At 61.4% G+C, this 10,372-nt stretch carries 13 protein-coding genes and 1 pseudogene; 9 read left to right on the plus strand and 5 right to left on the minus strand.

All coding sequences use genetic code 11. The features are described from left to right. The first annotated feature begins 203 nt into the window (after positions 1 to 203). The 5 genes from EHS19_RS04715 (at position 204) to EHS19_RS04735 (ending at position 3,319) form a co-directional block, all read left to right on the plus strand. Positions 204 to 1,115, plus strand: a complete 912-nt coding sequence (locus EHS19_RS04715; protein ID WP_277752782.1) for a LysR family transcriptional regulator — start codon at positions 204 to 206, stop codon at positions 1,113 to 1,115. Between the two features lie 317 nt (positions 1,116 to 1,432). Then, positions 1,433 to 1,747, plus strand: coding sequence for a type II toxin-antitoxin system RelB/DinJ family antitoxin (locus EHS19_RS04720; RefSeq protein ID WP_151916633.1), 315 nt, complete (start codon positions 1,433 to 1,435; stop codon positions 1,745 to 1,747). After that, positions 1,744 to 2,067 carry a hypothetical protein gene (locus tag EHS19_RS04725; RefSeq protein ID WP_151916634.1) on the plus strand — a complete coding sequence of 108 codons (324 nt, stop codon included), beginning with the start codon at positions 1,744 to 1,746 and terminating at the stop codon, positions 2,065 to 2,067. Before EHS19_RS04720 ends, EHS19_RS04725 begins: the two co-directional genes overlap by 4 nt. A 360-nt stretch (positions 2,068 to 2,427) precedes the next feature. Beyond that, positions 2,428 to 2,907, plus strand: a complete 480-nt coding sequence (locus EHS19_RS04730) for a flavodoxin (protein ID WP_151916635.1) — start codon at positions 2,428 to 2,430, stop codon at positions 2,905 to 2,907. A gap of 13 nt (positions 2,908 to 2,920) precedes the next feature. Then, complete coding sequence (locus tag EHS19_RS04735) at positions 2,921 to 3,319, plus strand: cupin domain-containing protein (RefSeq protein ID WP_151916648.1); 399 nt, start codon at positions 2,921 to 2,923, stop codon at positions 3,317 to 3,319. 81 nt (positions 3,320 to 3,400) lie between these two features. Here EHS19_RS04735 and EHS19_RS04740 read toward each other — a convergent pair. Then, a pseudogene (locus EHS19_RS04740) lies at positions 3,401 to 3,553 on the minus strand (ABC transporter permease); the annotation flags it as partial. Positions 3,554 to 3,960: 407 nt separating this feature from the next. Between EHS19_RS04740 and EHS19_RS04745 the strand changes: the two are divergent. Next, positions 3,961 to 4,704, plus strand: a complete 744-nt coding sequence (locus EHS19_RS04745) for an SGNH/GDSL hydrolase family protein (protein WP_151916636.1) — start codon at positions 3,961 to 3,963, stop codon at positions 4,702 to 4,704. Here the strand turns inward: EHS19_RS04745 and EHS19_RS04750 are convergent. Continuing rightward, positions 4,691 to 5,218 carry a type II toxin-antitoxin system VapC family toxin gene (locus EHS19_RS04750; RefSeq protein ID WP_151916637.1) on the minus strand — a complete coding sequence of 176 codons (528 nt, stop codon included), beginning with the start codon at positions 5,216 to 5,218 and terminating at the stop codon, positions 4,691 to 4,693. The two genes, EHS19_RS04745 and EHS19_RS04750, sit on opposite strands and share 14 nt — an antisense overlap. Further along, a complete protein-coding gene (locus EHS19_RS04755) occupies positions 5,218 to 5,580 on the minus strand; it encodes a type II toxin-antitoxin system RelB/DinJ family antitoxin (RefSeq protein WP_151916638.1) in 363 nt (120 codons plus the stop codon). Before EHS19_RS04755 ends, EHS19_RS04750 begins: the two co-directional genes overlap by 1 nt. A gap of 226 nt (positions 5,581 to 5,806) precedes the next feature. Here EHS19_RS04755 and EHS19_RS04760 point away from each other — a divergent pair, with 226 nt between their 5' ends. Further along, positions 5,807 to 6,586 carry a methyltransferase domain-containing protein gene (locus EHS19_RS04760; RefSeq protein WP_241677081.1) on the plus strand — a complete coding sequence of 260 codons (780 nt, stop codon included), beginning with the start codon at positions 5,807 to 5,809 and terminating at the stop codon, positions 6,584 to 6,586. Between the two features lie 494 nt (positions 6,587 to 7,080). Here EHS19_RS04760 and EHS19_RS04765 read toward each other — a convergent pair whose 3' ends face one another. Beyond that, positions 7,081 to 7,602, minus strand: coding sequence for an NAD(P)H-dependent oxidoreductase (locus tag EHS19_RS04765; protein ID WP_151916639.1), 522 nt, complete (start codon positions 7,600 to 7,602; stop codon positions 7,081 to 7,083). 215 nt (positions 7,603 to 7,817) lie between these two features. Between EHS19_RS04765 and EHS19_RS04770 the strand changes: the two genes are divergently transcribed. Together EHS19_RS04770 and EHS19_RS04775 are read left to right on the plus strand one after the other, a co-directional pair. Then, positions 7,818 to 8,006, plus strand: a complete 189-nt coding sequence (locus EHS19_RS04770) for a hypothetical protein (protein WP_175578307.1) — start codon at positions 7,818 to 7,820, stop codon at positions 8,004 to 8,006. 181 nt (positions 8,007 to 8,187) lie between these two features. Continuing rightward, positions 8,188 to 9,549 carry an ATP-binding protein gene (locus EHS19_RS04775; protein WP_175578308.1) on the plus strand — a complete coding sequence of 454 codons (1,362 nt, stop codon included), beginning with the start codon at positions 8,188 to 8,190 and terminating at the stop codon, positions 9,547 to 9,549. A 48-nt stretch (positions 9,550 to 9,597) separates the two neighbouring features. Here EHS19_RS04775 and EHS19_RS11565 read toward each other — a convergent pair whose 3' ends face one another. Beyond that, the gene (locus EHS19_RS11565; protein WP_277752783.1) at positions 9,598 to 9,723 is read right to left on the minus strand and encodes a hypothetical protein; all 126 of its coding nucleotides are present in this window, start codon (positions 9,721 to 9,723) and stop codon (positions 9,598 to 9,600) included. Between the last annotated feature and the right edge of the window lie 649 nt (positions 9,724 to 10,372).

Below are 10,372 nucleotides of genomic sequence, written 5' to 3' on the forward strand. Positions count from 1 at the left end.
TTTTCGTCCTTAACTGCGCGGCGACCTCGTAATCACGCGCAGTTACGGACGATTCGGATGCTGCGATCCGCGCTATCATGCGATCATGAACATCATGGAGGCGCCGCACCGGACTTCCGGAGGCGGGCGACGCAGTCGTCGCTACCGAAGCAGCCGCCACGCACCCAATCGAAACGCATCCGTACAATCACATCAGGAGGACGATGATGGAACTGCGCGTACTGAGGTACTTCCTCGCCGTCGCCGAGGAGGGCAACATCACCTGGGCGGCCGAACTGCTGCAGATCTCGCAGCCGACGCTGTCGCGTCAGCTCAGGCAGCTTGAGGAGGAGCTCGGCGTCACCCTCTTCGTGCGCGGCCGGCGCAACGTCACATTGACCGGCGAAGGGGAGCTGCTGCGGGACCGGGCGCGCGCCATCGTGGAGCTCGCGGACAAGACCGAGCGTGATGTGGCGCTTAGTGCAGGACGGCATCTCGCCGGGGAGATTTCGGTCAGCTGCGGGGACGTGCGCAGCGTGGCGTTCCTGACCTCATGCATGGCGCAGTTCCGTCTTCTTCATCCCCATGTTCGGTTCGTCATGATTTCCGCCACGGCTGATGTGATTCAGGAACGGCTCGAACAGGGGTTGAGCGATCTGGCGCTGATGACCGAGCCGGTGGAGGTGGACCGCTTCGATTTCGAACGCCTTGACACGCCGGATGTCTGGGGTGCGATGATGCGCGACGACGATCCACTCGCCGATCGCAACGGGATCGTTCCGTCCGATCTGGTCGGCCGTCCGTTGCTGCTGCCTCTGCGGCCTCAGGTGCGTAGCGAACTGTTCAACTGGTTCGGCTCGCTGCGCGACGAGGTGCAAACCGCGTGCATCTTCAATCTGCCCCTGAACGCCGCGATGGCGGTGCGTCAGGGCGTGGGCGTCGCGCTGACCTATGACGTGGGTCAGGTCGGCGAAGGATTGCGCTTCGTGCCGCTCGCCCCGCATCTTGAGGCCCGTTCCGTGGTGGCGTGGAAGCGTGGGCGCAGGCATGCGCCGGCCGTCGAGACATTCATCGCGTTCATGCGGCAGCGGATCGAGAGCGGCGAAGGCTGCACGGACGCGCAGCACGGCGAGTAGTCGGCTCGGCCGCCTCGCGATGCGTTGCATGCCGTGCCGCATCGATCAGTCCTAACTTATGCCTGCGATTCCTGTGATGCCTCGCAGGCATGGCGGTGGTCCCTGCCTTGCGTGCGGGATTAGACCGCGGAGAACGGCACGAGATGCGCCGACGGCAGCGGGGACTGCCGCACAAGCCTTGGGATGAGCTGGAATCCGGCGATCAACGCGAGCGTCAAGGCGGCGGCATCGAGTGACATGCGCTTACCTCATGACGATGAGATATCTATGAGATATTATGGTGATCACATAATCGGAGGCATTTGAGGAGGCTCTTCATGGCTCTTATCCAGATCAATGTACCTGATGATGTCAAAGCGCGAGCCGATGCCGCATTCGCACGCAATGGCATCACCACGCCGGCCGCGATGAAGATGATGGTCACGCAGGTCGCCAATGAGAACCGCACGCCGTTCGACGGCATCTTCTCATCGAATGGCGCTCGCGAGCTGTCGGAGGATATGCGCCGTGACATGGTGTACGCCGAGGCTCAGGAATACGGGCTTATCCCGGACGACTCGACAGATGCGCGCACGATACCCGGCGATGTGCTTGCCGAGCTTGGACTGACCGCCGAAGAGGTGGGCCAGTGAGCCGATGGACGGTCAAGGCGTCGCCGCATTTCTGGCGAACGGCGTTGCCCTTGAAAAGCAAGTACACGCATGAGCAGTTCGCGCTCGTCATTCGCTCGGTGCGTGAGGCGATTTGCGAGCTGGCTGAGAAGGGACGGGTGGAGGAGACCGGCTGGCATGATCATCCGCTTGCACATAGTCCTTTCGAGGACGGTCATCATTTCGAGTCCCACACGTTCGACGATGACGTGCTGGTGGTGTATTTCAGGCGTGAATCCAAGCGCACCATTCGCATGGTGGGCATCTACGATCATATGACCATCCTCGACGGTAGCCGCTGATGCAGCATTCGCTGAGACGACGACAAGGTGGGCCATCCCCAGACTGCATCCACCATAATCGCCAATACATGGGATGAATGGATGATATGCCGCACTGTGCAGCTGACGCGGTACTGGAAGGCCCATATCCGCCTGATTGACCTTGAAGCCCGTTGCCGTACCGTTCCCGCTCGTTGGCTGCCATGCCTGCGTGGCATGTTCGCGTATGGCCCATAGCTATTGGACAGGGATTGCGCCCGCGCCATAATCGGTTAGTAGAGCCGATTTGCGGACGGCTGGCGTATGACTGCGTTGCGGCATGCGGCGGGCCGTACACTGCCGTGCGGGATCGGCTGCCCTGTTGTGAGGAAAGGAATCGATATGGGCAAGCGAATTCTGGTTACGTATTTCTCCGCCACCGGCACCACGAGGGCCGTGGCCGAACGGTTGGCGAAGGCTGCCGGCGCGGATATCGAGGAAATTGTGCCGGCTGAGCCGTACACCGCCGCCGACGTGGATTGGCGGGACCCGAACAGCCGGTCCAGCGTGGAGCACCAGCACCGCGAGATGCGCCCCGAACTTGCGCATCCCATTGATATCACGCCGTACGACGTGGTGTTCGTCGGCTATCCGCTGTGGTGGGAGACCGCGCCGCGCGTGGTGCGCACCTTCCTCGAAAGCGAGGATTGGTCGGGCAAGACCATCGTGACGTTCGCCACGTCCGGCTCCAGCATCCGCGGCGCCGACGGCGTGCAGCTGCATGACTCCGCGCCGGCCGCGCACTGGATCGCGGGCCGTCGCCTCGCCGCGAATGTCAAGGAAACCGAACTCGCCAAGTGGGTCGCCGGACTGGAAAAGTGAGCACGATATGACGATGGACAATCCGAGCGTCTTCCCGATGGGCAAGCCGAACGACGCCTATGCCCAGTATTTCGAAGGCCAAAGCTATCTCGCGCCGCTTGCCGGCGACAATCAGGTGAACGTGGCGAACGTGACCTTCGAGCCTGGATGTACGAATCACTGGCACATCCATCATGGCGTCTGCCAGATCCTGCTCGCGGTGGGCGGCCGCGGCTACTACCAGATCGAGGGGCAGACTCCGGTGGAGCTCAAGCCGGGCGACGTGGCCTATATCCCACCGGAGACCAAGCACTGGCATGGGGCGGCTCCGCATGAGGCGTTCGCGCATGTGGCCATCATGCCCAAGGCCGAAGGCGCCTCGAACGAATGGCTCGAACCGGTGAACGAGGAGGAATACCGCCGTCTGGCATAGGGGGCGCATATGACTTGCCGGAGTGGACGCGGAGAATCCTAAAGGCTCTGCATCCACCCCGGCGTTTGTTTACTTGTCGCCCTACCGCATCGACGGCGGTTTGTACTGGTCGTCGGCGGTGAAGCAGGTGCGGTAGACCATCGTCAGGATGAGGCTGTCGGCAACCAGTGTCAGCGCTGCGATGGCGGCGAACACCACGAACTGGTATTTGGCGGCCTCGAGCGGGGTTTCCCCGGAACGTGTCTTAGCCTCGCCTAAGCGCGCATGCCGTAGCGTGTGCGGCATGTCCATAATGATGCAGACAGCGGCACTTGCAGTCGCCCATGGTTTCACATCCACCTTCGCAACCACGTTCACATCCACCTTCACACCCGTCCTCACCCATGCGTTCGCCGATACCGCGCCGATCACGCAGTGCCCGGTCTACATCGGCGGATTCATCGGCCCGATCACCGACTGGACGGCGTCGCCGTGGACCGCGGCGATTGCGCATACTCTGCTTCTGCTATGCTGGCTTGCGTTGTCATGGCAGCGGTGCCCGGCTGATGCGCGCACCGCTCACATCAGTCCGGATCATGCGTTGCCGTATACGGCAGCGATGGCGGTACGATGCCATACGCATGGTTTTCCGGGGGATGAACATGGCTTTGCAGTGGTGGGAGAGACCCGTCGCATTGACCGAGGCGCTGGTCGCCAAGCACACCGTCCGACTGGCGCCGGAGCCCGCGGGCGATCGCGCGGGGACGGTTCGTCCCGCCCGGCTCGCCGCGGACTCGCACGCCGGAGAGCATCCGATCAGCCTCGTCGCCGTGGGCGATTCCCTGACTGTGGGGTGCGGCGTTGACGATCAGATCAAGGGACTTGTTCCCGACATGGCCCGCTCGCTTGCCCGCATCACCGGTCGCGAGGTCGCATGGCAGACGCATGGCCGTCTTGGCGCGACGATGCGGCGCGTACGCTTCCGTCTGCTGCCCGAGGTGCAGGTGCGTCCTGATCTGCTGGTGCTGTGCGCCGGCTCGAACGATCTGATGGCTCGTCGCAGCGAGACCGAATGGCGTGAGGATCTGACGGCCGCCATCGATGAGGCGACGGCGTTGAGCCGTCATGTGGTGGTCATCAGCTCCGGTCAGGTGTATCGTTCGCCGGCGCTCGGCCACACGCTGCGCAAGGCGATTCTCGACATGACCGACCGGCAGACCGCGATCAGTCGGTCGATCTGCGCGGCACGCGGCATCCCGTTCGTCGACATGACCCACTACGACACCGGTCTGTCCGACGATCGGTTCTGGGCATCCGATCGGTTCCACCCGTCCGAGGAATGCTATCGGCTGCTCGCCGACGGCGTGCTCGCACAGCTGGGGGAGAAGACGCTCAAGGCGCTGTGACGCCTTCGTCGCATTCGTCGTTGGCCGTGAACGATTGCACGATATGGCTTGGACTGACGCAGTATTCCGGGAAATGCGCGATCAGCTCGGCATCGGATGTGATGACGCAGTCGGCGCCGGACCGCCGTGCGGCCGCGATGATGAGATCGTCCTCGAAATCGTCATGCTTGGAGCGCAGGGCGAGGGCATCGTCGCAGGTCTGCTGGTCGATTGACGCGATGTCGCATAATGCTCGTGCCTGCTCCACGCAACGCCACGGTACATGACGCACCAGCACGTTCAGGGTCTCGTTTTCCAGAGCCGATTCTCCCTGCTTGAATTGTCTGCGAACCATCGCCTCGGCTATATAGGCGATGTCTTTCAACGATGTCGAAGCGCACAGCAATGCCACGTCATGGTTCGCGCATGCCTCCAGGGCTCGTCTTGCCTGCTGTGCGTGCCCGTCGCGTTGCAGCAGATGATCCAGCAGCACGTTCGTATCCAGAAGGACGCGTTGGGGATTCGGGCGCTTCATCAGACGCTCCTTGCCATGTTCAGATAGTCATCGAGTTTCTGGTCGTATACATCTGAGCGAATGTCCTGCCGGGTCTGCCCGGCGAGAAGATTCGTGTCTTCGTCGATGACTCCTGCGCGCAGGAGTTCCTCTTGTATGAGTCCTGAAGAGGCGTCGATCATCGTGAGCCTGCGCATCCGGCGCTGTCTGCGGGCCTGTTCCTCCGTCGTCGTTTCCAGACGCGGCACCTGTCTTCTGTCGGCGATATAGCGCCATAGCGAACGTATCACGTCACTGGAGGAGACGCCCTGTTCGCGCAGCACCGTATCAACGTCATCCTTGAGCTTGTCGTCGATGCGCACGTTCATCTGTGTCATTGCCATATCGGGCTCCTTCTCAAGTCGTCTGCTGCTATACAGTATAGCAACAGACGTTATTCAGGGGCGCGCGGCGGATTCGATTGAGGTCGGGCATTGTGGCTCATGCCGGGGATTTGCTGCCCGGCGAGGCGAGCAGTCTGCAAGCGTCCGGCATGTGAACAGGAGTGTGGACCGCCTGTGGTCTCCGATTAGCGTCGGACGCATGGTCACATGGGATTCGGAACAGTATTTGCGGTTCAATCGTGAACGCACGCAGCCGTCGCGTGATCTGGCGATGCAGCTGCCGCCCGACGACGGGTCGGTCCGGCGCGTGCTCGACATCGGCTGCGGGCCGGGCAACAGCACGGCTGTGCTGCGCGAACGCTATCCGCACGCCGAGATCCTAGGTGTGGACAGTTCGCCGGAGATGATCGAGGCCGCACGCAAGGAGCATCCCGATATCGATTTCGCGCTGTGCGACGTGTCCGTGGAGTCTGGGACTCCCGGAGCAATCCTTGGCCTTGCCGATCTGCCGGATGACTTCGACGTGGTGTTCTCCAACGCCTGCATCCAATGGGTGCCGGACCACAACCGCCTGATTCCACGGCTGCTGGGACGCTTGCATAAGGGCGGTGTTCTGGCCGTGCAGACGCCGATGAACTACGAGGAGCCGATTCACCGCATCATCGCCGAAATCGCCCATTCGCAGGCCTACGCCGACCGGCTTCCGCAGCAACGCGAGTTCTACAACCTCACGCCGCCTGAATACTGGGAGCTGTTGCATACGTGCGCCGCTAGCTTCCGCATGTGGAAGACCGCGTACATGCACACGCTTCCCTCGCATGAGGCCATCATGGACTGGTATCGTGGCACCGGTCTGCGCCCCTACCTGCAGGCGTTGGCGACCGATGAGGAACGCCGTGCTTTCGAGTCGGAGGTGTTCGCCCGCGTGCGGGAGGAGTATCCGACCCAGTCCGACGGCAGCATCATCTTCCCCTTCCCGCGCTTCTTCTTCACCGCGGTACGGTAGGAAGGGCTTTGGTTGGACATGCCAATCAGATAGTACTCCGAGCGTTTACCTCATTCGCCGCTCTCGTCCGCGAAAATGCTCAGGACGGGTGCCGTCAATCGTCACCTCCGGACTGGTGAAAATGAAAATGAAAATGCCGGGAAACCCCCCGGCGACTTGGAACCTTGCCTGTCTCCAAGCAAAGCATTTTGACTATAGCAGATTCCGCTCGTAAGTTCAAGAATCGGACATGGACATGTGAAGGCAGACATGCCATGACGCCGAGCGTCCGTTCATGCTGCCGCTGGTCCTCCTGTGGATGCCGTTCATGCGCGCCGCGCGGCATGGCGCGCGCACCAGCATCTATCTGGTGTCATCGCCGGATGTCGAAGGCGTCAGCGGACGGTTCTGGGGCAATCGCAGACCCAAGCGCATCAATCCCAAGTGTGGATCTCGCCCGACGGCGAGCAGTGCATCTGGGACTATTGCGCCCGTGCCTGCGAGCCGTACCTCAATCAGGCGGACAGCGCTTCCTGATAGGCCTTGGTGGCGGCGGACAGCGCCTCATCGGTGATGCCGAAGGCGCCGAACGTCACGAACGGCTTGATCCAGGTGGCGCTCACGTAGTTGGCCGTGCCCTGGAAGGGGGTGAGCAGCTGGTCGATAACGAACTTGTTGGAGCCGTCCGGCTGGTAGGCGGTCTCCGGGGAGCCGGTGGAGACGGCCACGCCGAATTCCTTGCCCTCGAAGGCGTGGCCTTCGGAACCGTATGCCCAGCCGTGCTGCAGAACCTCGTCCTCCCAGCTCTTGAGCAGCGCCGGGGAGGAGAACCAGTACAGCGGGAACTGGAAGACCACGCGGTCCGCCTCTTCGATGGCCTTCTGTTCGGCGGCCACGTCGATCTTGCCGTCCGGGTACAGCGCGTACTCGTCGCGGACGGTCACGTTGTCCAGTTCGGCGGCGGCCTCGGCCAGCGCCTTGTTGACGTGCGACTGGCCCTTGAGGTCAGGGTGGAACACCAGCACCAGAGTCTTCATGGTGTGTATCTCCTTTTCTTGATGATGTTGTCGATAGCCTTCCGCGCCGGCAAATATGCCGGCTAATTGCCATTCCGCTTACCAGTCTCGCAAATGACGCGCCCATCGGCGTTGCCTCTACGTCGTGGGCGAACGGTGGATGCCTGTGGCGGTTTTGGGTCACACTCGCCACATCCGTGGCCGTGCTCGCCGTGTTCGTGGCCGTGCAGCTGAAGATGGCGCGTCCGCTTATCGAAGTGCGCGTATTCGGCTACGCCGGCTTCTCCTTGGGCATGCTCATCCTGCTCAGGGCCTCCGGTGGCGTGCTGGGGCTGAACTTCCTGCTGCCGATTCTGCTGCAGCGCGCCTTCGTCGCCTACGCCTACTCGCGCCGTATCTCAGGGATTCTCGGATTCCGGTTGTGATGTCGTGATGTGTCCGCGCACCCGCCATGTCCGCGGCGTCGGCCATGCAGCCGTTTTCGTGTGGAACAGAGGATTCTCATACCATTGATTTCGTGTAAAATCCGAGATACCTATACTTCTGTTTTCGTGTAAAAATAGGTGTGTCCATACCGTTGATTTCGTGATAGCGAGGTGATTGGCCATGTTGCGGCGCAAGATGCTGGACAAACTCATCGCGTGGAAACACAGGGCGAATGGATGTGAGGCGGTGCTGATCGAGGGGGCCAGGCGCGTGGGCAAGAGCACCACAGCGGTGGAATTCGGGCGCACGCAGTACCGGTCGTATCTGCTCGTCGACTTCGCCCGTCTGCCGCAGGAGGTGCACGATGTGTTCGAGAACCAGCGCGATGATTTCGACACGTTGTTCATGATGCTGTCCGCGTATTACCGCACGCGTCTGTACGAGCGGGATTCGCTGATCATCTTCGACGAGGTGCAGCGGTATCCCGCGGCGCGCGAACTGATCAAATACTTGGTCGCGGATGGAAGGTACGACTATGTCGAGACCGGTTCCCTGATTTCTATCAGGAAGAACGTGGAAGGCATCGTCATTCCCTCCGAGGAGAGAAAGATGGGCATGGGGCCGTTGGATTTCGAGGAGTTCTGCTGGGCCATGGGGGAGGAACTGCTCGCAGAGACGATCCGCCATGCGTTCGATGCGTTGCGACCGTTGCCCGACGTCCTGCACAAGCGTGCGATGCGCCTGTGGCGTGAGTACCTGCTGGTCGGAGGCATGCCCCAGGTCGTCTCCAGCTATGTGGAGCGCCGTGATTTCGGCGAGGCCGATGACATCAAGCGCGGCATCCTGCAGCTCTATGGCGATGACATCGGTAAATTCGCCAATGGGGACGCGGGTCGTGTGCGTGGCATCTTCGCGCAGATACCCGGGCAGCTGTCCAAGCATGAGAAACGATTCACCTTGGCATCGGTCGACAAGGACGCTCGCCTGCGTGAGTACGATGCCGCGTTCTTCTGGCTGGAGGACGCGCGGCTGATCAACATCTGCCGCAACGCGACCGACCCATCGGTCGGCCTCGGGCTGTACGAGGACAACGCGTCGTTCAAATGCTACATGGCCGACACGGGGCTGCTGGTCGCGCAGACGTTCGCGGACCGCGAGACAACGCCTGACGACGTGTACCGGGACATCCTGTTCGACAAGTTGTCGCTGAACGAGGGGATGCTCGTCGAGAACGCCGTGGCGCAGCAATTCCGCGCCAACGGCCGCCGATTGTTCTTCTTCTCGCGGTCGAGCAGGGAGGATGCCGCGAGAACCATGGAGATTGATTTCCTCATCGTGCGCGAATACGACGATGCCGCGATGAAACCCCGGATCAGCCCGATCGAGGTGAAATCCACAAGACGGTACGGCACCTCCTCCCTCGACAAGTTCCGCAGACTGTACGGCGGGAAGCTCGGCAAGGAGTACGTGCTGCACCCCCGACAGCTTGAGGCCGGTGGCGAGCGGATCAAGCTGCCGCTCTACATGGCGCATTGCCTGTGACGCATCGCGCGTGTGAGGGGATAGGCGGGAAGAGCCCTGCCGTGACGGCTATCGCGTGCGCGCCGACGCCGTACAGTCGGTGTCGAATTCGTCGGCGGTCGCCCCACTGGTCGAGGTGCAGCCCGAGGCCACGGTTTCACGCACCGTGATGCGGGTGGAGGGTGCGAACGTCATGCTCTTCTCGAACGAACGGGTTGTCGCTCCCGGCGACACCGCCGTGTGCTGCCAACCTTGTGTCTCTGTGGATGCTTCCGCTCGTCAACGTAACGACTGCGGATGCCGTGTGGGATTCGTCGCACTGATACGGTTGGGCGATGATTGGATTGCGGAGGGGTGCGGGTTGCACTCCGAAATCCGATGGCTTCATCGGCGACTACAGTAAGAGTATGAACGTGTCTAGTTTTTTGTTTTGTTAGGCGTGTTCTTGACCCTCGTATCAGTCTCTTGCATGGTCTTAGCATGTAGTGTGATTGACGTTGGGGAGCCGTACTCCTTACGGCGTGACGGACAGTGTTTACTGTCCGGGCATCGCTGAACATGCTCCTTGCGGAGTTGGTTCAGGATGTTTGGTCTGCTGATCCATTGCCAGCCGTCCGGGCGGGAACGTCTCGCCCTGATGTTTCTGGCGGCAGCGATATCAGCGTATTGGGTTAGTCCGCAGCAAGCGCAGCGGAAGATTGATCGTTTTGGACGATTGTTTTCGCTTGTCCAACCGCAGGGATAAGGCCCGATTTTTTGCGCACTTTGGTTTGGGCTTGAGATGGAAGGGCATGGCCCGTGTCCTGTGTACGATTTTCTGTCGCCAAACAAAACAAATCGCGAT

It is taken from the genome of Bifidobacterium jacchi (assembly GCF_009078285.1).
In the GTDB taxonomy this organism is placed as follows: domain Bacteria; phylum Actinomycetota; class Actinomycetes; order Actinomycetales; family Bifidobacteriaceae; genus Bifidobacterium; species Bifidobacterium jacchi.

Excerpts from the sequence above, each read along its gene's own strand:
- EHS19_RS04715 (WP_277752782.1), top strand. The coding sequence starts at position 204 with ATGATGGAACTGCGCGTACTGAGGTACTTCCTCGCCGTCGCCGAGGAG.
- EHS19_RS04720 (WP_151916633.1), top strand. The coding sequence starts at position 1,433 with ATGGCTCTTATCCAGATCAATGTACCTGATGATGTCAAAGCGCGAGCC.
- EHS19_RS04730 (WP_151916635.1), top strand. The coding sequence starts at position 2,428 with ATGGGCAAGCGAATTCTGGTTACGTATTTCTCCGCCACCGGCACCACG.
- EHS19_RS04735 (WP_151916648.1), top strand. The coding sequence starts at position 2,921 with ATGGACAATCCGAGCGTCTTCCCGATGGGCAAGCCGAACGACGCCTAT.
- EHS19_RS04745 (WP_151916636.1), top strand. The coding sequence starts at position 3,961 with ATGGCTTTGCAGTGGTGGGAGAGACCCGTCGCATTGACCGAGGCGCTG.
- EHS19_RS04750 (WP_151916637.1), bottom strand. The coding sequence starts at position 5,218 with ATGAAGCGCCCGAATCCCCAACGCGTCCTTCTGGATACGAACGTGCTG.
- EHS19_RS04755 (WP_151916638.1), bottom strand. The coding sequence starts at position 5,580 with ATGGCAATGACACAGATGAACGTGCGCATCGACGACAAGCTCAAGGAT.
- EHS19_RS04765 (WP_151916639.1), bottom strand. The coding sequence starts at position 7,602 with ATGAAGACTCTGGTGCTGGTGTTCCACCCTGACCTCAAGGGCCAGTCG.
- EHS19_RS04770 (WP_175578307.1), top strand. The coding sequence starts at position 7,818 with ATGGCGCGTCCGCTTATCGAAGTGCGCGTATTCGGCTACGCCGGCTTC.
- EHS19_RS04775 (WP_175578308.1), top strand. The coding sequence starts at position 8,188 with ATGTTGCGGCGCAAGATGCTGGACAAACTCATCGCGTGGAAACACAGG.
- EHS19_RS11565 (WP_277752783.1), bottom strand. The coding sequence starts at position 9,723 with ATGACGTTCGCACCCTCCACCCGCATCACGGTGCGTGAAACCGTGGCC.